Here is a 24,794-nt window from a genome sequence, read left to right on the forward strand (position 1 = left end):
GCCAGTTCCGTGTCGTTGAGCGAGTCCATCGAGAGCGAACCGGCGGGCTGTGAACAACCGGCGAGTGCAACGAGACAGAACGCTGTGGCTGTGGCAACGAGCAGTCGAGTTTGCATATCGATACGACTCCTTCACCGGCTATTGAATGCTCAAACCGTATTTCGCAGTCAGCAACGGGCTGACTGTGAATACGTTCGAATATGGCACATCAGAGCGGGTACCGGGCGACGAGTCGCTAAGCCCGCTTTCCCGCCAGATGATGCGGAGAGGTTTCACGAAGAGTTTAGATACGCGGCAGTATCCGTGATTCAGTCCTGTCTCACCGTCCGAAACTGCCGGGACGGCGGTACAAATCCGCCTCAGGCGAGCGAACTCGTGGCGGACGCCGATCCACCGCGCAGCTGCACGAACGAGTCGGCGATGATGCCGTACATGAGGATGACGAGCACCGAATTGATGACGAGCGAGGCGAGTTGGCCGGCGGACGGCGAGACGAAGGCGAACACCGATCCGACCGCCCCACCGATAGCGCCGATGACACCGAACAGAACGACGAGTGCGAGCAGCCGCCAGCGGTTCCCACTCGCCAGGCCCCAACTTCGACGGAACGCCTCGATCGGACCCGTGTCTTCGACGGCGACGGCAAACACCGCGAACTGGAGGCTCACGGCGAGGAACAGACCGGGAACGAGGAGGAACGCGAACCCGATCGGGATCGCCACTCCGAGAACGACGCTGACGACGAGCGCGGACAGGAACGCACGGCCGAGACGCCGGGTGAACAGATTCCCGGGGAGCGACGAGAGATCGGAGAGGTCACGTGCCAACAGCCGTGCGGTCACGAGAAAGATGCCGATGCCGAGCAACAGTGCAAATACGGCCAGCCCGGCTGCAACCTCGGTCGATAGCGGGAGCGCGAAGCCGATCCCGGCGTCGCCGGATCGAACCTCCGATGGGAGCGTGTCCACGATGACCGCGTTGAACGACCCGACGAAGAGGACCTGATAACAGATCATCAGTACGAGCGCGACGATGCCACTGACCGAAAGCGAGCGTCGGGCACCACGCCCGATCGCTTTGCCTAACTGGAGGGCCATACGTGGTGTGTCGAGAGTGGGACGTGAGAAACGTCGTCCAGCGTTTCTCGTTCGGAAACCCCCGCGTGGGCCCGTCGTTCGCGTTCCGCTCGCTGCGGGGACGCCACGTCACGACGCTGTTGCAGGCCACGAAACGCCGTGTCGACAGCTTTTGAAACATCGGACTATGGGGAACTCGTGAACGGATATCGCGTACTGGGCCCCTCCAGCTGCCGGTGGCGGCGGTCGGCGCAGGACTGGCAGCTTTCGGCTACCGGGCGCTCGTGAGGCTGCCATCGCCGGGCACGGGAGGGCTGTTCGGTCCGGCGGTTGCGCTCCTCTCGCTGTCGCTCGTCGTCTGGGCCGGTCTGTTTCTCCTCCCGCTCGGGCTGTTGATTCCGCCGACGGGTGGGTACGGCATCGAGTTCGACGACAGCCAGCGACGGCTGCTCGTGGGCACGACGATCACCGTGGCCGTTGGCCCGTTCGTCGGGGTCGGGATGGCGTTCGTGACGCCCTGGATCGTCCCGCAGACGCTGACGCTCAGTATGTGTGCGGCGCTGCTTCCGCTGTTTGCCACCCTTCTCTGGCGTGCCGGCCAAGCGCTCCGGTCGCACGCGGCATAGCGACGACGGCCGATCGACCCCGAATCGGTACTCGTGGCCCCCAACAGATCCGACCAAACAATGGTGTCGGTGTTGCCGACTCTGAAACCTCCACGGGGTATTCATCGGCCGCCATCCCGTCCCAACGTCCTGTGACCGTCATTAGCGCCACGGACCTCTCGAAGCGCTACGGCGACGTGCTCGCTCTCGACCGCGTCGATCTGACCGTCGAGGCCGGCGAGACGTTCGGCTTCCTCGGACCGAACGGCGCGGGCAAGTCGACGTTCATCGACATCCTGCTCGGATTCGTCGCGCCGACCGACGGCACACTGTCGGTGTTCGGCCACGACTGTCGGGACGACGGCGTCGCAGTCCGCGAACGTATCGGCGTCTTGCCGGAAGGGTACGCCCCGTTCGATGGACTCTCGGGCCGCGACCACGTCGAATACGCGATCCGGTCGAAAGACGTCGACGAGGACCCCGCCGACGTCCTCTCCCGTGTCGGACTCCGTGACGACGCCGCCCGCTCGGCGACGGACTACTCGAAGGGGATGCGTCAGCGGCTCGCGCTCGCGATGGCGCTCGTCGGGGAGCCGGACCTGCTCGTCCTCGACGAGCCGACGACCGGGCTCGATCCGAACGGCGCCGCGGAGATGCGGACCATCCTCCGCGAGGAGGCCGACCGCGGGGCGACCATCTTCTTCTCGAGTCACGTCCTCGAGCAGGTCGAGGCGGTCTGTGACCGAGTTGGCATCCTCCAGAACGGTCGGCTGATCGCGACCGACACCATCGCCGGGTTGCGTGAAGCGATCGGCGGCGGGACGAAGCTGGTCATCACGCCCGACCGGGTCGACGACGAAACCCTCGACGCGGTCGGGCGGGTCGAGGGCGTCGAGACGGCGGTCGAGCGCGACGGCACCATCGAGGCGACGTGTACGAACGATGCGAAGATGGACGCGCTGGTCGAACTCCACGACGCCGGCGTCGGGGTCGTCAACTTTCGCACCGAGGAGGCGTCGCTCGAGGATATGTTCGTCGAGTTCACCGGAGGCGACCGGGTGTGACGTGGCGCGTGATCGCCCGTCGGGACTGGCGAGTAGTACTCGATGCCCGACTCCCGAAGGCCGCGCTCGTCGGCCTGATCGGCGTCGTGTCCATCGCGGCGTACGTCTACCCCGTCGTCGGCACCCCGCCGATCACGACGAGTCGGTTCGGCGCCTTCGTCGGTGGGTGGCTCGGGGCGTTACTGGCTCCTATCGGCGTGTTGTTCGGATACGGCGCCATCGCCCGCGAACACGAATCCGGCGCGTTGCGGCTCGCGCTTTCGATGCCACACGGTCGGTCGACACTCGTACTCGGACGATTCGTCGGCCGAGCAGGCGTGCTGGGAGCCGCCATCGCCGTCGGGATGGTGATTGCGGGTGTCCTGGTCGTCTACCCGTTCGGAACGCTGCAGCCGCTCCGCTTGCTGGCGTTCGTCCTCCTGTGCGTCGCCCACGGCGCCATCTGGGTCGGGATCGGCGTTGCAGCATCCGCGCTGGTCGCGACGAACCGCCGGGCACTCGTTCTCGGCGTCGCCGCACTCTTCGTACTGGTTATCGTCTGGGACCCCGTCACTGCGGGGGCCGAAGCTGGTCTGGTGGCAGCGGGGGTCGCCGACGGGCCGATCCGTACCGCGGTTCGGGTTAGCGCCCAACTCGACCCCGGGAGCGCCTTCGAGACGCTCGTTACCGCCTTGGCTGCGAGCGATCGGGGGGCTGGCACGTGGTACGACGGGCCGGCGCTGGCACTTCCGGTCTTCGTCGGCTGGCTCCTCGGTCCACTGTCGGTCGCGATACTCCGGTTCGAGTGGAGGGACCTCGCGTGACGTGGCGCGACGTCGCCCTCCGGGACGTTCGTGCCGCCAGCCAGTCAGTCGGCATCTGGATCGTCGGCGGGGTTCAGATCCTCCTGTTCGTCGGCGTCGCCGCCGTCGAATTCGTGCTCGACGACGGCTCGTTCCCGACGTATATCGATAGCCTCACCGGGGTCGTCGCGGTGACGACTCCGCTCGTTGCGCTCTTGCTCGGGTACAAGTCGATCCTCGCGGAGCGAACCGGTGGACAACTCCGACTCGCACTCTCCGTCCCACACTCCCGCCGGGACGTGGCCGTCGGCAAATTCGTCGGGCGGAGTGTCGTTTTCGTCGTGCCGACAGCGCTCGCGCTCTGTCTCGCCGGCGGCGTAGCCACCGTCCTCGCTAACGGGAGCGTGCCGTGGCCGTGGCTGCCGTGGTTCGTCGGTGTAACGGTACTGTACGGGGTGGCGTTCGTCGGGCTGGCAGTCGGCGTCTCGTTATCGACAGCGACTGGTCGACGCGTGACCGTCGGTACTATCGGTGCGTATCTAGTGTCGGTCGTCCTCTGGGAAGACCTCCATACGGCGGTGCTGTTGATCCTCCATCGGTTCGACACGGCAGTCACGAACGACATGCCCGGCTGGGCTCTCTTCGTCCGCCTCGCGGCACCGAGTGAGTCCTTCGACCTGCTCGTCCGGACTGGGTTCGCCGTGGATCGGGCCGGTCGGTACGTCGACAGTGGCGTCGCGTATGTCGCTTGGCCGGCCGCCCTTGGACTGCTACTCGCGTGGACGTTCGTTCCCGTCGCGCTGGGCTACCTCCGGTTCAAGACTGCCGACCTCTAGCGGATGTGGATTCTCGGTGTGGGGGACAGTTCGGAGCCGTTTGTAACAGGCCTAGGCGGCTCCGTCGCAATACAGGGATCGTTAGCAACCGATGCCGCGCCGAACAGGCGTGTCTCGGGATGTACGCTGAGGTGATCGGCTCTCGGAGTAGCCTGCGAAAATGAAGGGGAGAAATCCGAATCGGGCAGTCCAACAGACGAGCCCGAGATATTTCACACCAAAATGAAAAGCAAGGGGGTGAGCGCTGTGGAATCTCACACGTCTCTCACATCGACTGATCGGGTTTTGAGGTTACTCGTGACAGCAGTCGTGGTTGGTTGGCAACTCTCTGTCAGTAGTGGCTTCACAGCAACAGCAGCTCGGATACTGACCGTCGGTGGCCGCGCTCTCGGAGCCAGTAGACAGATGTTCGAACGGTATCGTGAACGGTGAACAGCGGGCTGTACAGTTGATTCACCAGCTTTATCGTGAAACAAACACCGACTTCGTGCTGAACCCATCCTCCGTATCTCGCACACGACTACGACGGCTGTCGGGTAGTTCGGCAAGTTGGTGCTGCATACAGCGCGCTCATGTCGGGGACGCTACGTTCAGTGATTGAGTCGCACTTTTCGACGTATAGTCTACACACTCACGCGAACTCCCTCTGTTCAGCCATCTCAAACTCAAATCGTGCCCCACCATCAGTTCCATCGAGTACAGACAGCTCCCAGCCGTGGGCTTCCACGATTCGTTTTACGATGGTCAACCCGAAACCAGTACCGCCCTGTGCCGAGGACTGCCCCGGTTCGAACACTTCGTCACGCTGTTCGACTGGAATTCCTGGTCCATCGTCTTCGACGTAGATTCCCGTTTCATTGTGAGATCCGACACGGACGGCTACGTCCGACCCACCGTGTTCAACGGCGTTCCGGAACAGGTTCTCGAACACGTGTCGTAACCGCCCTGGATCGCCTTGGAAGGTTATCTCGTCGACGATCTCGATGGTTGCGTCGGCCGTGTCTACTGTCGCCCAGCACTTCCCGACGAGGTCAGTCAAACTGACCGACTCCGTTTCGCTTATCGTGTCGCCTTGGCGAGCAAGCGTCAACGTGTCCTCGACGATTGCCTCCATCCGGTCGAGCGCCTGCAGGAGTGGATCGAGATGATCGCTTTCCGTTTGCTCTGCGAGGAGCGTTGCACGACCCCGTGCGACGTTGAGCGGGTTGCGCAAATCGTGAGAAATAACACTCGCAAACTCCTCGAGACGCTCGTTTTGCTGGCGTAATTGTCGCTCCCGTTCGACGCGTTCAGTCACGTTCCGAGTGACCCCAACGAGGCGAGTTATCCCACCATCGGAGACTACCGGCGCAAGTTTCGTCTGCCAGAAGCGTGCTCCTTCGCCGACCCGGAGTTCCTCTTGGTACGAGATCGGTTCGCCAGCGTTGACACAGCGGTGGTAGTTCGCTTCTAACTCGGTTCCTTGCTCCTCACCGAATATCTCTCGTGGAGTCTGACCTTGTACTTCCTCGGTCGTAATGCCGGTTTGGTGCTCGTAAGAGGGACTGAGGCGTTCGAATTCGAATCGGACAGTATCCCCGTCTTCTTCCACATTGATGAGAAAGATGGCATCCTCCACGTTGTTCAAGAGGGCCTCGTACTCTTCGGCGAGCTCTTGGAATTCGAGCTCGTACTCCTTCCGCTCGGTGATATCACGACTGCTAAGCAGAATCCCGTCGATGACGTCGTCGTCGAGTCGATTCCGCACCGTGGCTTCGATCCAGCGCCACGAGCCGTCGGCGTGGCGGAAGCGGACTTCGACCGTCTCGGATTCGGATGGGTCCGAGAGAACGGTCTCCAGCGCGTCGGCGTTACGTTCCCGATCCTCGGGATGGACGAACTCGTATCCTTCGTGACCGATCAATTCGTCGGGGTCGTAGCCGAGAATCCGTGTGACGGCCGGACTGACGTAGGTTATCGTCCCGTCGGTATCGACGACTGTCGCGAGATCGTTCACCTCCTCAACGAGCGTCCGATACCAGCCATGCCCACGTTGGTCGTTCTCTCGAGGAGTCGTATCGTCTTCCATTAGTCGTACTGTGTCCACTACACGTGTATGTATTTCGAACGGAGGTGTTTCAGAGAGTGGAACAGTGACCGGCGGTTGATACACTAGACGGACTATCACTATGACATGACTCGGAGTCAACAGTTCGATACTGCAGCAGCTGGCGGATGGTCACTCGCGAACCGTCTCTTCGGCGTCGGCTTTCGTCGTGAGACCTACGCGAACCTAGCGTATCTGCTCGCCCGGTTTCCGCTCGGCCTGGTATACTTCACGGTCTTGGTAACCGGCCTCAGCCTGGGGGTGGGACTGGTTCCGATGGTCGTCGGACTCCCGATACTGGTCGGTGTTCTCGCGCTCGGCGGCTGCATCGGGGTTGTCGAAGCGGAGCTCTTGAGCCGACTCCGCAGGCGTGACGTGTCCGTCACCCTCGCCGACCCTCGCGAACTGTCGGTGACGGAGTATCCGAAAACCGTCGCAACCACCCCCCGAAACTACCTGCTCGTCGCGTTCGGGTTGGCATCGTTTGTCGTCGGTATTCCGTTGTTCGTTGCCATTACCGTCGTGTTTTCGATTGGGTTCACGCTCGCTGCCACGCCCTTCGTCTACTGGATACCCGGTGTCGGATACGACTTCACAGGCCTCCGTGGCACCATCGGAGTCGGGTGGTTGTCCGTCGACGCCGGGTCTGTGGTCGGAGCCAGCATCAATACGCTTCCGGAGGCGCTGGCCGCGTCAGCGGTCGGTGTCGTCGTCTGTCTCGCAGGCCTGCACGCAGTCAACCTGGGCGCTTGGCTACTCGCCGGACTGACCGAGCGCCTACTCACTTTCCAGTCGGAGTGATCGTTCTCCGTCTCAATACGGGACCGATCCGTCGCAACACACGGCGGACTGACGTTCTAGACGCTCGACAGCTCGCTCGGCGAACATTCCGATGAGCGCGATGCTCCCGCCGATAGCCGTGTAGAGCGATAGGATCGCACTGATTCCGTAGCCTTGGAGAGAGCCGATGCTCGATAGCCAGAGCATCTCGAGAAGGCCGCTCAGTCCCCCGGTGACAATCGGGGCACGTGCGACGACCATCGGCAGTCCCCCGACGACTGCAGGTGCCAGGGACGTCGCGACGAACGTGCCGAGGAATCCAGCCGCGGCGAGGACGACTATCAGCGCACTCAGCGGTCGTTCACGCCTGTGGTATCGCTTCGCAATGGCAAGTACCTCCCGTGGCCGGCCGACGGGTCGTGTGGAGGGCAACAACAAGCGATCAGCGTGGCGGTCGTGGGGTTGGGAACTGCTCCGTTGGTTCGACGAACGCAGCGATCCGTGTGAATCCCCGGACACTGACGAGTCGCGTCCACGGGTGCGGGGATCGCTACGCCGGCTGGAATCGGCGTGAGACGTAAAGTAGAACAACTCCGAACGCCGCAGTCACTACCGCCTCCGGAGTGATGACAGGCGGACAGGACTCCCCGGCCGTGCAAACCCGTACACTGCCGACTATCTCGGCAATGATGAGAAACGCCCCACCGAGTAGCAGCGTCACCCGCGAGAGCCTGTCCAGATACGCTCGGAGTCGAGGGACGACATCCGTACTCACACGATACCGCTACACGGCTACGACACTTCAAGATTAGCAGCCGGTTGCACTCGCCGAGCAGCGACGACCACGCTGAAGTCGTTACGGCTCGTCACGAACGGGATCTGAGCAGTTCACCGGCACGCTCGGGGTCCGGAACGAATGCGACCGACGACCTCGGGTCCTGCACGGAGTCGCCGTCCGTGGAGCTCGAAATCCGATCGAAAAACACCGTTCCGGCATCAAGCCAGAGCGGGCTTCCGAACAGCCCACGCTCGACCGAGACGTTCCGGACGCCGTCGTACGACGCCGTCCACTGGGGTCGTCCGAGGTATCGGTCGTACGCCACCACCTCGGACTCGTAAAATTCGTATTCGACGCCACCGAGCGCCAACAGCATATGTACCGCACTCATCGTCGAGAGAGCACCAACCGGACCGAAGAGAATAGCGGCCAAGGCCGCGGACACGACGATAGCACCGTCCAACAGGGCAAGAACGGCGACGACCATCACCCCCGCTACACCCACCCGGATCATGAACTGTCTCCAGTGCCCGAAGCGGTCGTCGACGACACCGCCGGTCGTCATCGCGTTCACGACCGCTGCGGCGAGGATAGACGCGCGAACCGGCGCCATCGTCTCCCGCGGTTCTCCGTCCGGAACCGGCGGCAGCGACGGGACGGACGTGTCCCGCTTTACGCGGGGATTCGACCGTTCTTGGGGCCCCGCTCCGTCACTAGACTCGGACGTGGCGGCTGTCCCCTCGTCGTCGGGAGGAACACGCGACACGTACCAGCCGTACGCGAAACGCGACACGATCAGCACGGCCGCAGAACTCGTCATCCCGGCGCTTGCGGTCTCCGGGCCTTCCTGTGAGAGTGTCCTGAGCGTCCACTCCGAGGCGAGCCACAACGATCCACCGTAGACGGCGAACACCAGTATCCGTTTCCGGGGAGTGACCGCGGAGGCGGGGGTGACCTCGTGTTTCCCAGAGGCCACGTACGATTTCAGCGCCAGCCACGATTTCGTCGCCGCTGCGACGAGCCCACCACAGACTAAAAGCGGTGTAGTCGGCGAACGCCACAGTTCTCCGGGGACGTCGACAGCCGCGACGTACGCCGTCGTGGTCGCCGAAAGGGTCAGTATGAACGCCGCTCCCCAGACCCCTGGAACGTTTCGCAGATAGATATCAGGAAGGCGGTCAGTCACGGTGACCGACCCACGCTTGTGGGCTAGGAGCCGGAACGGACGCTGAAAAAGGTCGAACGACGGTCCGTCTCGGGCCGGGAGAGCAACTGTTGGACCATCGTTCGGAGCGTCAGAAAGAGCAGGTCGATCCAGTACAGGACGGCGACGGCTAGCAGCGAGAGGTGTCCGTACGACAGGGCGGCTACCCCGGCGACGGTCTCGACACAGACCGTCCCCACGAGTACTCTACGATCCCCGATCAGACGCATGGATTCCGTGATTCGGGACGCTCGAAGCCGCGTACGGATCCGTTTTGGTGGGCGACGTATGAGTCGAGCGTAACGCGCGACATCGGTCGAACGCACGACCGCGTGGCGGAATCGTTACTCGAACGCGCACCGAGAGACGCGTCGTCCGTGAAGGGGGTCTCCACACCTGCGACAGGGGCACGAAACGATACAGCGATACTGTACAGCCAGCCGAGGGTGACGAACGCTACCGGTGACGTATGCACGTCTCGCACGGACAACTACACATCGACGACATGGAATAAGTGCGGGGGGCGTATTTCGCGGCCCGAAACGCGACAGCGACCGAGTGACCGAACCGTAGCGGTATGTCTCGGCTCGGCGCCGGTTTCTCGCGTGGAAACAGGAGCCCGCATTTATTCACGGTCAGCCGGACGTTCGAGTATGGTCACCGCTGGCGAGGACCCCGCCCGTTCGAGCGGCGCGAAGACACGGACTGCTGTCGCAGTCGTCGCCACTGCTCCGCGAGGCAGGGGACCCGGTACGTCAGCGACGTGGTCGATAAATCGGGGGCGTTCCTGACTGATGCTGGCTGGCAACTGGACTCCCATCACCAGCTGGTCGGAAGCGCTGTCACGGGAGCAGCAATCCATGGTTCACGGGTCGCTCTGGTTCGTCGTCGTTTCGGTGACAGCGTTTTTGCTCACCGGGAGAACAGGTGTCGAGGCTCTCTCGGTCGGAGCGGTAAGTGGCATCCTGTACGCGGGGGTGGTGTACGTATGGAACCCGTACTGAGCGGGAGCAGCCGACCTGTCGAACCGCCCACCTTCGAACCATGACCGAACGCGCACCCAAGGTAGCACTCCCCGTCGCCGGCCTGTTCGGGGCGGTGAGCGGTGCCGTCGTCTACTATTTTCTCCTTCCGGATTGGTTCCCGGCACTCGCCACGGCAGCAACCTACGCCGGGGCGTCGTATTTCTACCTCGCGTTCGACATCCCCCTTCTCGGGACGCACGTCAAGTTCACCGACCGCACAGACAGGGTCGGTTACGCAGTCGGACTGTTCGGGGTGAGCGTCGGGCCGTTGGCGCTCAGCGAGTACGCCGGACTGTCCAGCTCGGCGGTGATCGGCGTCGTCGCGTGGCAACTCGGGCTGCTCGCGTTCCTGCTCCTGTCGGCGACCGCTGCTCACAGGGCGTCCTGAATCGACGGGGCCACACCGTTCGGATGACTGTTCGATCCGGCTCGAATCCACGGGAGACGGCCGCCCAGATGCGTCTCAGCTCGCCGTATAGAGGAGTTGTACGAGGACGGCGGTCATCCCGGTGGTGATCAGGAACGCCCAGCCGGTCACGCGGACGCGCCGTCCGTACTCGGGTAACTCGTCGCTAGCCGTCCCGAGTATCGTAACCAGCCGATTCGGGTGTGTGAACGGACTCGGCGGCCGCGGCTCGGGGAGCCGCCGCCGAAGCCGTCGGTACCGACTGAACGACTGGACGCCGTACAGACACAGCGAGAGGATCATGCCGACCCAGAACCCGGCCGCCGCGAGCAGCGGGATGCCGACCGGTCCGAGGAGGTCGGCCTCGACCGGCCGTGCCGACCCCTCGCTGAGGCTCAGGATGCCGAACGCCAACCCGACCATCGAGAGCCAGAACGCCACGAAGCAGACGAGGAGTGCCCATTTCGACAGCCGACGAAGCCGCTCGTCGTTGCGTTCGACCCACGTTCGGGACGGCGGCGACCGCACCTCGCGCTCCGGGCGGAGCTCGTGTCGGCCCGGGCGTTTCGCCCCCAGTCCGGCAAGCACGACGAGGCCGAGCAGGACGCTCCCGACGGCGAGCGCTCGCGTCGGCCACGGGGTCCGCTCCCTGATCAGGAACGCGTTGCTCGGAGCCGATGGCCGCACGTACGCTTGGACCGTCGTCCCCGGCTCGTACGACCGAACGACGGACTGTGCTTCCGACCGATCCGAGTAGGTTCGAATGGTCGGCCCCGGGAACACCTGCTCGCTGGTGTACGTCTCGCCCCGATACTCGTACGTATACTCGATCTCCGGTTCGTAATCGATGCTTCGCCGGCTATCTATCCGCTCCACTTGTGCGCTGTCGACCGTCGCCTGGACGGTGACGGCGTCGTCGACCGCCTGTCCTTGCTGGACGTAGCTGTACCCACCGGCTCCGACGAGGGCGACCGCCAGGACCAGCAGGTACACGCTCTTTCGTGAGAGGTGGAGGGTCGTGATTCCCACGGGGAGTTTCATTTCGGTCGCGAGTATGGCAATCCAACAGTATGAGAGTGATGTCTGCCGCTCGCATATCCGATCCTCAATCTACTCTGCGAGCGGCAGCCTCGGCCGCGAGTGCGGTCAGGGTAAACGCCACCGCAGCATCGAGGAGACTCCCGTCCCGTCCGGAAACGACGATCAACAACCCGACGTAGACGACGAAGGTGGCGGTACACGCGGCGCCCGTGCGGACGACCGCGGAGGCGAACCGTGTCCCCAACAGGCCGTGTGACGTGAGCGTCGTCGGCGTCGAGACGCCGAGAACGATCAGCCCGAAGAACGCGGCGACGCCCGTACTGACACGGAGTTGGATCACGTACGCGCCGACGACCGAGAGGACAATAGCGACGGTGATACCTACATTCTCCGGCGTGAGGAGTCGGGTTCGAACGTCGCGGATGGAGGGCACGTCCCGGGCTTCGTGTGACGCATTATAAACCCTGTGCGGTGCGGGTCGCCATCGTAGGGTTCGGTCGGGATTCGTTGCTGTCACCGGGCATCCCACGGGTCATCGCTCCCGTGCGCTGACGCCGACGGATCAGACGGTCAGGTCGTGGGTAGTTCCGCGTGAGGAACCGTAACGAAATTCCGCAGCGATATCTCGGATTGGGTGGCTGTCACGGATCCGGATCGCCGGCCGCGGCCTCGACGTCGCCGCGCTCGCTATGCTCCTCGTGGGGGCCTCGTTACAGACGGTCGGGTACGGGCCACGGCGTTCGTGCTCGTCGCGGTGTGGCTCCTCCTCGGTCCCGTCGTGGTGAGCCTCGGTCACGCACACGAAGCGGACCGTCTCCTACACCACCTCACGTTTGCCGCCGTCTTCGTCGCAGCCTCGCTTTTTTTCAGACACTCCCCGCTGATCCAACAACTCGGCGTATGCGGACTGCATACCAGTACCCCCTTGCGTTTGTGATTTGAAATACGGGTCGTGGACGCCCTCCAGAAGAACTGGAAGACACCGACACTCTCTGAGTCGAGCATTGTCCTGATTGGTCTCCTCTTAGCAATTGTTGGTCTTGCATTCCGAGATACAGTCGGCGTTACGTCGCTGCTCGTTGCAGTAGGAATCGGACTCATGATTGCTGGAACGGTCTATCTCGCTGTTGAGGGGCGCGAAGTCCTCCGGTTATCGCTGGCTTTTATCGCACTCCTTGCGCTACCGCTGTTTGCCTATGGTGGTATTGTTCAGTGGATTGGCGGATTCATGACTGGTACTGTCGTCGTTGGTGTGCTGTACAGCCGGGTCTCGTGGGAAACAATCAGGACACGTGTTTAGACAGCGTTGCGCCAATCGTATTTTTGAGAGTCATATACTGCAGATATGCACCTCGCTAGCAGTCAAGTAGACGAAATCGAGCGTCCATAATTACCAACTGCCAGTCGATCCCACGACCGAATCACGATCCGATTACTTCGTTTTCACGATACTATCGGCGTCGGGCACCGAGAATTTCTTCGATACGATTCGTCAGAAGTCTCAATCAGCAATAGTACGGTGTCTCGTGACCAACCACTCCCAGCTCTCGATGCTGCTGGGGTCCAGTTGATTGCAGCCGAGAGACATCAACGACCCAATGATTAGCGGCCACGCGCCACGCCGTAGCGGTAGCGAACCACGGGACGGACCCGCTGTTGTTCGGACTCGTTCAGTGACCGAACGAAATCAACGGCGGTGCACTCAGAGCCGATGGTCCCGGCGTCCCATCCGCCGTTGTCGTGCGATTATGATCGAGAACTCGGCGATGGGCGCTGCAGGCGCTCAGTCGATGGGCGAACGAACTCCCTTGCTGGGACTGCGACGGTCGAAATCGAGGGGTCCGGGACACACCAAAAAACACAGTATTCTGTGATCCAATAGGTTTCTGTATGCCTTCGCTCACGGTCAACGTGGACGACGACCTCAAAGAACGGATGGAGGAGCACCCGGAGATCAACTGGAGTGAGGTCACGCGACAGGCCATCCAAGAGAAGATCGACGCGCTCGAAGTGATGGACGAACTCACAAGCGAGAGCGAACTCACCGAGAGCGACGTGCGAAACATCGCCGACAAGATCAACGAGCGCGGACGCGAGCGCATCGACGAGGAATCGGCGTAGGCGACCTACCAATGCCTGATCTTCCAGAACGCCTGTCCGATATTCAGCTCTCTCGTCGGGATCGGATTGTCGTCTATTATCTCACCGGGCTAGCTGCACTGATTGCCGTGTACACGGTCACGTACAACGTTGCACTGGCACGGTTGGAGGGCGTCCATCAGTCGATATTCGCTTCGTTCGAGTTCGTCGTCCAGACGATGACCACGACCGGATACGGACAGGACTCCGGGCTGTGGAGTCATCCGCTGATGTTCTTGTTCGTTGCTGGAACGCAGATCTCCGGTATCGCGATCGGGTTCTTCACACTCAGGCTCATCATCATCCCGTTGTTCACGGGGGCCGAAGTCAACCTCGACAACCGGCTCTCTCCCAAATCCGACCACGTCATCATCTGTGAATACCGGCGTGACTCCGCCGTACTCCTCGATGAACTCAGGGAACTCGATATCGAATACGTCTTGATTTCCTCGTCCGAAGAGAACGCCAAGGAACTGTCCGACGACGGGTATTCAGTCATTCACGGCTCTCCACAGGACGCGTCGGCATTCGAACGAGCCAGCATCGAGACGGCACGAGCAGTCATCACGGATACTGGGGATGCAACCGTCGACACGATCCTGACCATACGGTCACTCGATTCGGATATCGACATCATTACGCTGACCGACGACAGTGATATGCGAGACATCTTGTTAGATACGGGTGCGGATACCGTCTTGTCCCCGCATGGAGTGCTCGGACAGCGACTCGCCGAGAAAGCAGTCTCTTCGTTCAGATCGGAGTTGACGGATACGATCAAGCTCGGGGGTGAATTAGAAGTTACAGAGGTACCGATTCAGCAGGGAAACCGACTGATCGGAACACGAATCCGCAACTCGAAAATCAGAGAAGAAACGGGAGCTAACATCATCGGTGCATGGATCCATGGGGAACTACAGCTCCCTCCCGATCCGGACGCAGTCATCCGCTCGAATACGGTACTGCTCCTCACAGGCGCACACGATGCGTTGGAGGCGTTCAGTGACTTCACTCAGCCGTCCCGCATGCTCCGGGCCCACGAGCGCATCATCGTTGCCGGACAGGGAGAAGTCGGTGAAGCCGCACGGGAGTTTATCTCCGAGGAGGAAATCGATGTCGTGACCGTCGATATCGAAGACCGCGAGGGCGTGGACGTCGTCGGCGACTCCAGATCGGACGAAATCTTGAAAGAGGCAGGGATCGAAACTGCCGGTGCAATTATTATCGGACTTCCGGATGATTCTGCAACACTACTGACAACAGTGTTAGCACGGTCGCTGAATGGCGATATCGAGATTCTCGCCCGAGTGAGTGATACCGGTGCGACCCGGAAGGCGCTGAGTGCTGGCGCGGACTACGTGCTGTCCGTTCCACGGGTGAGTGCTCGAATGGTCGCCAGGGAACTCCGCGACGAGGACGTCCTCGCACCAGCGAGCCAGATTCGGCTCCTCCGCGCCCCAGCAACACCGATTTCGGGGTCGACACTTGCCGAGTCAGGCATCTACGAAAAGACGGGGTGTCGCGTCATCGCCATCGAAGACGAATCCGGGCTCACCACCACGGTTGACCCACAGCGGGAGTTCAAGGGGACCGAGCACATCGTCCTCGTCGGCTCCGACGAAGCGATACAACAGTTTAGAAAACAGTTTGATCTCTCACCGATCGAGTCCGAGAGCTGACCGGCTGGAGTTCGTCACCCCCTCATCAGATTCATCACTTCGTCGGCAACGTCCGGTTCGACGGCAACGACGTAACGGTTGCCGGGGGTCAACGTCGTGTCGGGGCGGGCGATTCGATGGCCGTCGTCATCGGAAACAACTAACGTTCCGGCCGGAAATCGGACTTCAGTCAGTTGTTTGCCGGCGGCCGGGGCCCCTTCTGCGACGCGAACGAGCATAATGTCGAGGTCGCCGGTCACGTCTGCCAGCGTCTGGACATCGCTGCCGACGATCTCGTTTGCCGCCACGCGCGCGCCGGCCCGCTCGGGAAAGAGCACCGCGTCGACGAACCGGGTGTAGGCCGTACCGGCCGCCCGTTCGATGCGAACTATCGTCCGAATTCCGGGATTCAACTCCGAAGCGGCCAGACAAACCGCGAGATTCAACCCGGTTTCACCCGTGAGGGCCGCGATCGCGTCGGCTCGCTCGATGCCAGCCTGTTCGATGATGTCGGGGTTGGTCGCATCGCCTTGGATGACGGTCGCGATCCACTCGTCGGCGATTTCCGAGACAATTCCCTCGTCGCGTTCGATGATTGTTACGTCGTGGCCACGGTTGGCAAGTATCTCGGCTGTCTGGAAGCCGACTCGCCCGCCGCCAGCGACGATGATGTCGAGATTGCTGGTCATGTGTTTCAGTCTTCAGCCTCCGGTGTCATTTCGGTGTCGGCGTCTGTCGGGCCACGATTCGGTTGCGCTCGCAGTCGGTTGAGTGCGAAGTAGGCGATCCCTCCGAGCAGGATCCATGCCGCGCTGAGGACCAGCGCCAGTGGATCCGTCCGGATCAGGTACTCTACGAGCACTCCGGCCAAGATCAGGTTGAGAGCGACGCCGATCAGCGGGGGTGCCGGGTAGAACGGCATCTCGTAGGGGCGGTTCATATTCGGACGCTCGCGGCGAAGCCTGATCACGGCGACGTTGACGATGATAAACGAGAGCAGGAAGAACAGGCTCGACATGTTGCCGGCGCTCTGGGTCGGCAACGCCACCGACCCGAGCATGACCACCGCGCTGGCGAGGATTGCCACGAACGGCGTCCCGTAGCGGTGGTGCAGTTGACCGAACGAGGGCAACAACTGTCCTTCGCGTCCCATCGAGAACGCCACCCGCGAAGAGGCAATCACGACCGCGTTCAGCGCAGTCAGTGTCGAAAAGACCGCCCCGAAGACGATGAGCGCGCCCCCGTTCTGGATGATCGGCAGTCCGGTCGGCATGAACGACGTCGCCGCCGCGGCGATCCCCGCCTCGCCGGCATCGGCGAGTCCGTCGGCTCCAAGCGTTGCAATAGCGACTGTCACGACCGCCAAGTAGACAATCACGGTCACGATGAGGCTCAAGAAGATCGCTTTCGGAATGTTCTCACGTGGATTCTTGACCTCCTCGGTGACGGTGGTGATGAGGTCGTATCCCTCGAAGGCGATGAACGTGAGCCCCATCGCTGGGAGTATCGCGGCCGCCCCGCTGCCTCCGGGGAACAGTGGCTGGAACTCGGCGCTGGAGAACATCGGCGAGGCGAGCCCGAACGCGACGAACACTACCAAGATGCTCACCTTGATGATCGTAAAGATCGTCTCGACGCTACCGCTGGCAGCCGTCGAGACGGCGTTGAGTGCCACCAGCCCGAGGACCGCCACGAACGCCAGCAGGAAGGCGAGTGGTACCGCCGCATCGATGACCGGCAGCGCGACAGCACCCACCTGCCCCGGCGGTGGGACGATCCCATAGACGTGCAGCAATTCGAGGAAGTTCGGCGCGAAACCGAGCGCGTACAGGGCCCCCGCGATCATATAGGCGAACCAGAGCATCCAGCCCATGATGAACGAGGAGAGGTCGTCGAAGATCTCCCGGACGAAGGCGTACCCGCCGCCGCTTTTGGGGATCGAGGCAGCGAGTTCGGCATACGAAAGACCGGTGAACGCGGTGACGACCCCGTTCAGGGCGAAGACGAGAATCGCGGCCGGGCCAGCGATCTCGGCAGCCAACCCCGTCAAAACGAAAATGCCGGCTCCGATCATCGCCCCCATCCCGATCATCGTCGCGTCGAGCAGCCCGAGTTCGGCCTCTGGAGCGCGAGTCTGACTCCCGCTCATTACTCCCAACCGCCGTTTCGCTCGTTGTACATCGTACGCTTCCGGTGATCCGTGTGACTCACTTTATTACCGGGGTGAGTTCCCCTAGTGCAGGAATTGCACTGGCATTTGATAAGTCCTTACAAGAGTTCTCGATGGCGCCCGGCAGCCGCGTTCCAGAGACGAAAGAATCGAGGCGACCGTTGAAACCAACGCGGTCCGAAGTAGCAAACTATGACCGAAACCAAACGGTTCGTAATCGCCGGTGGGGGACGGGTTGGCCTACAGACGGCCGAGAACCTCACGGACCAAGGCCACGAGGTAGTGTTGATCGAATCCGACGCGGAGCGTGTCGAAGAACTGTCGGATGCTTACCTCGGTCCCGTCATCCATGGCGATGCCACGCGCCCCTCGATCCTGAAACAGACAGACCTGAACCGAGCTGATGCTATCGCGGCACTCACCGACGAGACGGGAACGAATCTGGCAATCTGTATGGAGGCTCAACAACTCGCTCCATCAGTTCGAACGCTCGCCCGCGCCGAGACACAGACCGGTCACGAATACGGCGAGGTGGTTGATGCAACCGTTCTGCCACAGCATCTTGGTGGCGACCACGCGGCGGATATGCTCACCGGTGAGGACATCCGAACACTGATCTACCCGACCGCCGACCTCGACATCATCGAGGTAACTGTCGCCGAATCGTCACCCGTTGCGGGGCGACGTCTCGACGAGGTTGCCCTTCCAACGGGCAGCCTCCTAATCTCGACCGCAGAGCGTGAAGCGCTCGCGGGAGCCGATACGATTCTAGAGCCGGGCGAGCGCTACATCCTCGCCGTCGAATCCGGTGTCGTTGACGAGGTATTGAATCTCATGCGCGGGTAGCACCCGCACGTCGATTCCGGTGGTCGACCGACCTGTCTTCCACGAATCCAAGCTAACGATAACCTCTATCACGATTCTAACGGTTCCCATCCGAGTGCGGTACGCCCCTACTAGACGGGGTAAAGGCGCTACGGTACCCGAAAATTCCCGATGAAACGGGAGTGGCCCCGGTGTGAATCCGTGACCGGGCGGTCTTATTACACCAGCGCAATGAACGTTGGACACGAACTCCAATGGCAGATCCGGATCCGTTACGAGTCGAGTACACCACAGTGAGAGAGCTGACTGATTTTCTGATGTATGCGGTCGAGGACATCAGCCTTCGCTTCGACCGGTGGGAGGAAGAGCACGTCCGCGGTCCAGGATCGTATTTCGTTATCGTAACTGGAGTCCACTCCGGAGCATATGCTGACTCGCTGGGCGAGAATAGATGGCCAACCGAAACCTGTCGAGTCGTATCGGAAGATCTGGATAGATTCGTTGAGGCGGCACGTACGGTTGCGTTCACACGCGATGGTGCCGTTATCATCAGCACGGACGGTACCATCCAAGAGCAGATGGTCCGGATCAAAAGCCAGAGTGACGTCGGGGAGGGCAATACGATCGAGTATGCCGACTGGATGGGGACGAAGCATCTGAGCGCCATCGAGGTCTCGGTTCGTTCAGAGGTGGTCGCGGCTGTCACACTCAGCGAGGAAAATGGCCGCGTGTCGATTTTTCAGGATGGGAATTACGAGGACTACAAGCGCAACGAATTAGGTGGTGTGTGGCGCCCATCGGAGTGAAATAGTGGATACTTCCGATCAATTCTCAACCGAAGAATCGGAGAAAACCTTCGAAAGTCGTGGGACAATAGCCCCCTCGATCGGAGTCGAATACTGCATCAGCATCGTTCCGACGATACTCATGACTAGGACGTAGCCGACGGCAAATGCATAGATCGTCTGGGCGACCGTCTCAGTCAGCGTGGTTCCCGAACCGGATAGTGCCAGCGTCGCGATGATGAGCGAGAACTCGCCTCGGGTAGTCATTCCGAGTCCAACCCGCGTCGACTGACGGATATCCAGGTCGTATATCCGACCGCCGAGATACCCGCTCACCAGCTTCGTCGGGACTGTTACCACGACCGCAACGAGGATGAGCGTGAGAACGCCAGCGAACACCAGCGGGTCGGTCACGAGACCGATCCAGACGAAAAAGACCGCAGCGAAGAGGTCACGAATCGGCTCGAGGAGCCGCTCCAGTTGCTCGATGTGCTCGGTCGAGGAGAAGGCCATTCCGATGAAGAAGGCGGCGACCGCTTCACTGACGCCGAGCGCGAGTGCTGCACCGGCAGCGAGGACGGTGATTCCGACGGCTCGAAGGACGATAAATTCGTGCGAGTCAGCGTCGAGTACTCGCTGGAAGAACGGCGTCCCGAACCACACGACTGCCAACAAGACGAGAATGACGCCCAGTGCGACCCCGATCGACTGAACAGCGGCTCCGAGATCGCCACCCCCCAGCAACAGTGCCGAGGCGACGACGAGGTACACCGCGATTACGAGGTCCTCGTAGACGAGCGTGCCAAGCATCGGCTCGGCCTCGTCGTTGGCGATCCACCCGAGGTCAATGAGGGACTTCGTGATGATGGCTGATGAGGAAATGTAGACGATTCCCGCTACCAGAAACGCTGGCAGGAACGCCCGAAAGAGGACGAATCCAAGTACCATCCCACCCCCGAAGTTGACGACGAGGTCGACCGTCCCGGCCTTGCCGATACGACTCCGATTGGCTAGCAGGCGGTTGAGGTTGAACTCGAGTCCGAGAAAGAACAACAAAAACACGATGCCGAGTTCAGCACCCAGTTCGACGAACTCGGTCGCTTCGAGCGCGTAGGGGGTGAGTCGGCCGATGACGAACGGACCGAGCAGGATGCCCGTTGCAATATAAAACGGGATGACCGACTGACGGAGGTGACTGGCGATACCACCGACGAGTGCAGCCGCGGCAAACAACACCCCGAGTTCGAAAAGCGCCACCTCACTCGCCACGCCACGTCACCTCCAGTTCGTTCGCCATGGAGTCACTCGGGAGTACCCGCGTCGTTGGAGACGAGTACATCGAACTCGTTCAAATCCTCCTGAGAGCCGATGACCACGAGTGTGTCACCAACCTCGATAACCGTATCCGCCTGTGGTGATGGCACGACGGACCCGGCTCGTTCGATGGCGGCAACCGACACACCCGTCCGCTCACGGACACGCGCGTCTGCTAGTGTGTGGCCGGCAATCTCCGATCCATCTTCGACGTTGTACCACTCTAGGAACGTCCCCTCTGCGAGCATCGTCTCGACCTGTTCGGATTGCACCGGCTGGAAGTACGCGCCTTCCAGAATAGTCCCGACAGTACGAGCTAGGCGGTCGGGGAGTTCGAACAGTTTCTCGGAGTCAGCACCCTCAGAGGTCTTGAGAAACACTTCCCGTTTGCCAGTGTTGTGCGTGACGATGACGAGTCGCTCTTCGTCCCCGATTTCGATTTCGAATTTCTTCCCGACACCGGGAAGGTCACTCTCGTAGACGGTCATACTGGACTCGTGTTTAGGAAGCGTATTAAAAGGGCCGAGCGCACCCTGAGAACCAGACTGGGCGCTCTGTCGGTGTCGCCGGACGGGATAGACTGGCGTCTCCCCGTACGCTATCCGGGACGGGATACATACTCTTAACAGATAGTACAAGAATCACCCAGTATGAGCAGTGAGTCCGACGACGAAGACATCCTCACCCACGTGCTTCTTCCCGTCGCTCACGAAGCCGACGCGTTAGCGACGGCAACCGCGCTCGAACCCTACGGGCCGGCCCACGTGACCGCCCTTCACGTCGTAGAGAAGGGGGGTGGCGTGCCGGACAAGACTCCGGTCGAGCAGTCCGAGGACTTGGCCGCGGAATCGTACGCCGCCGTCCGGTCGGTGTTCCCTAACGCCGACGAACGCACTGCCTACGGACGGGACGTGGCCGCCAAAATCTTCGAAGCGGCCGACGAGGTCGATGCCAGTGCCATCGCGTTCCGCTCCCGCGGCGGGAACCGACTCATGCAGTTTCTCTCCGGCGACGTTTCGCTGAAACTGGTGACCGGAGCAGATCGCCCGGTCATCGCCCTCCCCAGTGAGGGCGAAACATGAGCGAGGAAGAACTCGCCAAGGACCTCGGACCGCTCGCGGCGCTGACCATCGGCGTCGGGACGATGATCGGCGCGGGTATCTTCGTTCTGCCGGGCGAGGCCATCCTCAAGGCCGGGTCGCTGGCGTCCGTGGCGTTCGTCTTGGGCGGCGTCATCGCCATGTTCACGGCGCTGTCGGCCAGCGAACTCGGCACCGCGATGCCCCGATCGGGCGGGGCCTACTACTACGTCAACCACGCGCTGGGGCCGATGTTCGGGTCGATCGCTGGCTGGGCCAACTGGCTCGGGCTGGCGTTCGCCAGCGCGTTCTACATGGTCGGGTTCGGTCGGTACATCGCCCGCATCTTCGGTCTCTCGGGCAGTGTCGGTGCCGGCCCGGTATCGATCACCGTCGTGAAGATAATCGCGCTCGTCGGTGGTGCATTCTTCATTCTCGTCAACTACGTGGGCGCGAAGGAGACCGGGCGACTCCAGAACGTCATCGTCGCCCTGTTGGTCGCGATCCTCACCGTGTTCACGTTCCTCGGGACGCTCCGAGCCGAACCGTCGAACCTTCCGGCCGCGACGGACGTGGTCACCACCTTGGAGACGACGGGCCTCATCTTCGTCTCCTATCTCGGCTTCGTCCAGATCACGAGCGTCGCCGAGGAGATCAAAGATCCCGGCAAGAACCTTCCGCGGGCGGTCATCGGTAGCGTCGTAATCGTGACAGTCATCTACGCGTTTGTCCTGGTGATTATGAGCGCGGCCGTCCCCCCGGGATTCATCGCGGATATCATCAGCTCGAATGCCGAGAACCCCATCGCCGTCGTCGAAGTGGGCGATTACATTCAGGGTGCCGTGATGGGCGGTGCATTGCTGTTCGGTGGCCTCCTTGCGACGGCCTCTAGCGCGAACGCCTCCATCCTCGCCTCCTCGCGGATCAACTTCGCGATGGGCCGTGACCGTATCGTCACGCCGGCACTCAACGAAATCCACGAGCGGTTCGGAACCCCCTACCGCGCTATCGGCATCACTGGCGGGCTCATTCTCTTGTTCATCGTCATCGGCGACTTGACGCTGCTGTCCGGGGCCGCATCGGGATTGCACCTCATCATCTACGGCCTGCTGAATTTGGCGCTCATCGTGATGCGCTACGTCGCTCCCGAGGAGTACACCCCAGATTTCGTCGTTCCGTTGTACCCGCTGCTGCCCATCTTAGGCGTCGTGCTTTCTTTTGCGCTACTGATCTTCGTCGCCAGTGACGCACTGATACTGTCGTTCGGCATCGCAATCGCGGCGATACTGTGGTATTTCTTCTATGCTCGAACCCGAACGGAAAAACAGGGAATCCTCTCGAAGCACATCATCTCACGGTCCGAAGAGATGCCCGACGCTGCCGTTAGCGCAGCTACCGGTGTTCAGCCTGATGGCGGGGAGTACCGCGTGATGGTGCCATTGGCCAATCCCGCACACGAGCAGGAACTCATCACGCTCGCCAGTGCCATCGCCAAACAGCGCGGTGGCACCGTCGTCGCCACCCACATCATCACGGTGCCCGACCAGACGGCGCTGGCGGCCGCCGCCGACCGATCCGACGACATAGACGAGAGTTCACAACACCTGCTCGACAACGCCCGCGAAGACGCCGAAACGTTCGGCGTCGACGTCGAGACACACACCATCCTGTCGCACAAATCCTACGAGGCCATTTTCGATGCGGCCCGAACCCACACGGCCGACCTCGTCGTCATGGGTTGGGGACCTGATTCGCATGGCTCACCCGGGCGAGCGGAGTCGGCGATCGACGAACTCACCGAGGCAGTCCCCTGTGACTTCCTGATTCTCCGCGACCGTGGGTTCGATCCCTCGCGGGTTCTACTCCCGACGGCCGGCGGCCCGGATTCGGAGCTCTCGGCCACCATCGCGAGATACCTCCGCTCGGAGTTCGACGCCGAGGTGACCTTGCTCAACGTCGCGGAGGACCGCGAAGCAGGCGAGCAGTTCCTCAGAGAGTGGGCAGTAGACAACGGGTTGGAGGACGCTGACCTGCTCGTTAAATCCGGAGATGTAGAGACGGCTATCCAGAACGCTGCGGACGATGCGACGCTTCTGCTCCTCGGTGCGACCGAAGAAGGGCTCCTTCGCCGCCTCGTCTCCGGATCGATCGTATTGGACGTTATCGACGACGTGAAGTGTTCGGTCCTGCTTGCGGAGAAACACCGCGACCGTGGCCTCCTCGAACGGCTGTTCTGAGGCGGGAAGTCCCGCTACCCCTTCGGGGTTCTCCCTCTCGAAAATCGTTCTGCCACTGGGGCGAATTCGGGACCGCTCGTGGAAGACCCGCTGTCTCGATCGTCGTTATAGTCCCTGAACTCACACGCCGACGAAACACGTGTTCCCACCGTGGTCGGTCCGGTCCCCAACGGCAGTGCGGAGTTCCCGTAACCGAGGTCCACCAACTCCCGATTTGCTGGGGACAGTCGACCGTGATCGGGGGACGTTCAATGGGCCAACGATTAGCGGCCGTGCACCACGCCGTAGCGGTAGCGAACCAGAGGACGAACCCGCCGTCGATCGGAATCGTTCAGTGACCGAACGAAATTAACGGTAGTGCACTCAGAGACGGTGACACCGACGATTATCCCGCCACTGTCGTGCGATTAGGACCGAGAAATCGGCGATGGGCGCTGCAGGCGCTCGGTCGGTGAACGGAGCCCCTTGCTGGGCTTGAGACGGTCGAAATCGGAGGGTGCAAAATACACCGTATTCTGTGATCACATAGTATCCTGTATGCCTTCGAGCATAGACCACTCAAACTTTTGACCGCCTCGTTCCTTATCGCAACGCTACCTATTGAAACCTTCAATCAGTGATAGATTCAGGAAGCCGTGCTGAATACAGCGTGCGAATCTGTCATAATGAAGTTCCCGATTGAGAGCTACGGAGAGCATCAATACGACCTAATTCAGCGGTGTAGGGGATGACCAGATTCAGGCCGCAGTAGATTCCTCGTCGTCGTCAGTGCAACATCATCTGATAACGTATTAGTACACCGATAGCTACCGAGTGGAGATAGCTACTCCAGTAAACGGACTGCGCCTGCAATTTAACCGAGCAGAACGTCTATGTGATCGGCTGAACCCAACCTGGATGGATC

Annotated in this window: 24 protein-coding genes; 14 read left to right on the forward strand and 10 right to left on the reverse strand. The window is 61.5% G+C overall.

Features of this window, described 5'->3' with window-relative positions:
• Positions 1-359: 359 nt before the first annotated feature.
• Positions 360-1,097 carry a DUF7847 domain-containing protein gene (locus tag EI982_RS02375; protein ID WP_157687963.1) on the reverse strand — a complete coding sequence of 246 codons (738 nt, stop codon included), beginning with the start codon at positions 1,095-1,097 and terminating at the stop codon, positions 360-362.
• Between the two features lie 263 nt (positions 1,098-1,360).
• Here EI982_RS02375 and EI982_RS02380 point away from each other — a divergent pair, with 263 nt between their 5' ends.
• From EI982_RS02380 to EI982_RS02395, 4 genes are all read left to right on the forward strand, one after another.
• Complete coding sequence (locus tag EI982_RS02380) at positions 1,361-1,702, forward strand: hypothetical protein (protein ID WP_157687964.1); 342 nt, start codon at positions 1,361-1,363, stop codon at positions 1,700-1,702.
• 131 nt (positions 1,703-1,833) lie between these two features.
• On the forward strand, positions 1,834-2,745 hold the full coding sequence (locus EI982_RS02385; RefSeq protein WP_157687965.1) for an ABC transporter ATP-binding protein: 912 nt from the start codon (positions 1,834-1,836) through the stop codon (positions 2,743-2,745).
• Positions 2,742-3,548, forward strand: a complete 807-nt coding sequence (locus EI982_RS02390) for an ABC transporter permease (RefSeq protein WP_157687966.1) — start codon at positions 2,742-2,744, stop codon at positions 3,546-3,548. Before EI982_RS02385 ends, EI982_RS02390 begins: the two co-directional genes overlap by 4 nt.
• Entirely contained in the window at positions 3,545-4,363 is an 819-nt protein-coding gene (locus EI982_RS02395) for an ABC transporter permease subunit (protein ID WP_157687967.1), read from the forward strand. The genes EI982_RS02390 and EI982_RS02395 overlap by 4 nt, the downstream gene beginning before the upstream one ends.
• Positions 4,364-4,994: 631 nt before the next feature.
• Here EI982_RS02395 and EI982_RS02400 read toward each other — a convergent pair.
• Positions 4,995-6,431 (reverse strand): PAS domain S-box protein, encoded by a 1,437-nt coding sequence (locus tag EI982_RS02400; protein ID WP_157687968.1) that lies wholly within the window; start codon positions 6,429-6,431, stop codon positions 4,995-4,997.
• A gap of 105 nt (positions 6,432-6,536) precedes the next feature.
• On the opposite strand from EI982_RS02400, the gene EI982_RS02405 reads away from it, so the two are divergent.
• Positions 6,537-7,250: a sensor domain-containing protein gene (locus EI982_RS02405; protein ID WP_157687969.1), complete on the forward strand. Its 714-nt coding sequence runs from the start codon at positions 6,537-6,539 to the stop codon at positions 7,248-7,250.
• 845 nt (positions 7,251-8,095) lie between these two features.
• On the opposite strand, the gene EI982_RS02410 is transcribed toward EI982_RS02405, so the two are convergent.
• Together EI982_RS02410 and EI982_RS02415 are read right to left on the reverse strand one after the other, a co-directional pair.
• Positions 8,096-9,193 carry a hypothetical protein gene (locus EI982_RS02410; RefSeq protein WP_157687970.1) on the reverse strand — a complete coding sequence of 366 codons (1,098 nt, stop codon included), beginning with the start codon at positions 9,191-9,193 and terminating at the stop codon, positions 8,096-8,098.
• Positions 9,194-9,216: 23 nt separating this feature from the next.
• Entirely contained in the window at positions 9,217-9,441 is a 225-nt protein-coding gene (locus tag EI982_RS02415) for a hypothetical protein (protein ID WP_157687971.1), read from the reverse strand.
• A gap of 564 nt (positions 9,442-10,005) precedes the next feature.
• Between EI982_RS02415 and EI982_RS02420 the strand changes: the two genes are divergently transcribed.
• Together EI982_RS02420 and EI982_RS02425 are read left to right on the forward strand one after the other, a co-directional pair.
• Positions 10,006-10,215, forward strand: coding sequence for a hypothetical protein (locus EI982_RS02420; RefSeq protein ID WP_157687972.1), 210 nt, complete (start codon positions 10,006-10,008; stop codon positions 10,213-10,215).
• 40 nt (positions 10,216-10,255) lie between these two features.
• Positions 10,256-10,624: a hypothetical protein gene (locus tag EI982_RS02425; RefSeq protein ID WP_157687973.1), complete on the forward strand. Its 369-nt coding sequence runs from the start codon at positions 10,256-10,258 to the stop codon at positions 10,622-10,624.
• A 75-nt stretch (positions 10,625-10,699) separates the two neighbouring features.
• Here the strand turns inward: EI982_RS02425 and EI982_RS02430 are convergent, their stop codons facing one another.
• Together EI982_RS02430 and EI982_RS02435 are read right to left on the reverse strand one after the other, a co-directional pair.
• Positions 10,700-11,683, reverse strand: coding sequence for a DUF3592 domain-containing protein (locus tag EI982_RS02430; RefSeq protein WP_157687974.1), 984 nt, complete (start codon positions 11,681-11,683; stop codon positions 10,700-10,702).
• 64 nt (positions 11,684-11,747) lie between these two features.
• Entirely contained in the window at positions 11,748-12,116 is a 369-nt protein-coding gene (locus tag EI982_RS02435; RefSeq protein WP_157687975.1) for a hypothetical protein, read from the reverse strand.
• A gap of 519 nt (positions 12,117-12,635) precedes the next feature.
• On the opposite strand from EI982_RS02435, the gene EI982_RS02440 reads away from it, so the two are divergent.
• The 3 genes from EI982_RS02440 (at position 12,636) to EI982_RS02450 (ending at position 15,501) form a co-directional block, all read left to right on the forward strand.
• The gene (locus EI982_RS02440) at positions 12,636-12,983 is read left to right on the forward strand and encodes a hypothetical protein (RefSeq protein WP_157687976.1); all 348 of its coding nucleotides are present in this window, start codon (positions 12,636-12,638) and stop codon (positions 12,981-12,983) included.
• A gap of 590 nt (positions 12,984-13,573) precedes the next feature.
• The gene (locus EI982_RS02445; RefSeq protein ID WP_157687977.1) at positions 13,574-13,804 is read left to right on the forward strand and encodes an AF_0619 family ribbon-helix-helix protein; all 231 of its coding nucleotides are present in this window, start codon (positions 13,574-13,576) and stop codon (positions 13,802-13,804) included.
• An 11-nt stretch (positions 13,805-13,815) separates the two neighbouring features.
• Positions 13,816-15,501 (forward strand): NAD-binding protein, encoded by a 1,686-nt coding sequence (locus EI982_RS02450; protein WP_157687978.1) that lies wholly within the window; start codon positions 13,816-13,818, stop codon positions 15,499-15,501.
• Between the two features lie 14 nt (positions 15,502-15,515).
• Here the strand turns inward: EI982_RS02450 and EI982_RS02455 are convergent, their stop codons facing one another.
• Positions 15,516-16,169, reverse strand: coding sequence for a potassium channel family protein (locus EI982_RS02455; protein ID WP_157687979.1), 654 nt, complete (start codon positions 16,167-16,169; stop codon positions 15,516-15,518).
• Between the two features lie 5 nt (positions 16,170-16,174).
• Positions 16,175-17,629, reverse strand: a complete 1,455-nt coding sequence (locus EI982_RS02460; protein WP_157687980.1) for an APC family permease — start codon at positions 17,627-17,629, stop codon at positions 16,175-16,177.
• A gap of 213 nt (positions 17,630-17,842) precedes the next feature.
• On the opposite strand from EI982_RS02460, the gene EI982_RS02465 reads away from it, so the two are divergent.
• Positions 17,843-18,496 (forward strand): potassium channel family protein, encoded by a 654-nt coding sequence (locus EI982_RS02465; RefSeq protein ID WP_157687981.1) that lies wholly within the window; start codon positions 17,843-17,845, stop codon positions 18,494-18,496.
• A gap of 233 nt (positions 18,497-18,729) precedes the next feature.
• On the forward strand, positions 18,730-19,281 hold the full coding sequence (locus tag EI982_RS02470) for a diadenylate cyclase (RefSeq protein ID WP_157687982.1): 552 nt from the start codon (positions 18,730-18,732) through the stop codon (positions 19,279-19,281).
• Positions 19,282-19,299: 18 nt separating this feature from the next.
• On the opposite strand, the gene EI982_RS02475 is transcribed toward EI982_RS02470, so the two are convergent.
• Positions 19,300-20,529 carry a cation:proton antiporter gene (locus EI982_RS02475; RefSeq protein WP_157687983.1) on the reverse strand — a complete coding sequence of 410 codons (1,230 nt, stop codon included), beginning with the start codon at positions 20,527-20,529 and terminating at the stop codon, positions 19,300-19,302.
• A gap of 32 nt (positions 20,530-20,561) precedes the next feature.
• On the reverse strand, positions 20,562-21,062 hold the full coding sequence (locus EI982_RS02480; RefSeq protein WP_157687984.1) for a cation:proton antiporter regulatory subunit: 501 nt from the start codon (positions 21,060-21,062) through the stop codon (positions 20,562-20,564).
• A gap of 162 nt (positions 21,063-21,224) precedes the next feature.
• Here EI982_RS02480 and EI982_RS02485 point away from each other — a divergent pair, with 162 nt between their 5' ends.
• Together EI982_RS02485 and EI982_RS02490 are read left to right on the forward strand one after the other, a co-directional pair.
• Complete coding sequence (locus tag EI982_RS02485; RefSeq protein WP_157687985.1) at positions 21,225-21,656, forward strand: universal stress protein; 432 nt, start codon at positions 21,225-21,227, stop codon at positions 21,654-21,656.
• The gene (locus tag EI982_RS02490) at positions 21,653-23,890 is read left to right on the forward strand and encodes an amino acid permease (protein WP_157687986.1); all 2,238 of its coding nucleotides are present in this window, start codon (positions 21,653-21,655) and stop codon (positions 23,888-23,890) included. Before EI982_RS02485 ends, EI982_RS02490 begins: the two co-directional genes overlap by 4 nt.
• Positions 23,891-24,794 lie beyond the last annotated feature (904 nt).

Source organism: Haloplanus salinarum, from assembly GCF_009762275.1.
GTDB lineage: Archaea > Halobacteriota > Halobacteria > Halobacteriales > Haloferacaceae > Haloplanus > Haloplanus salinarum.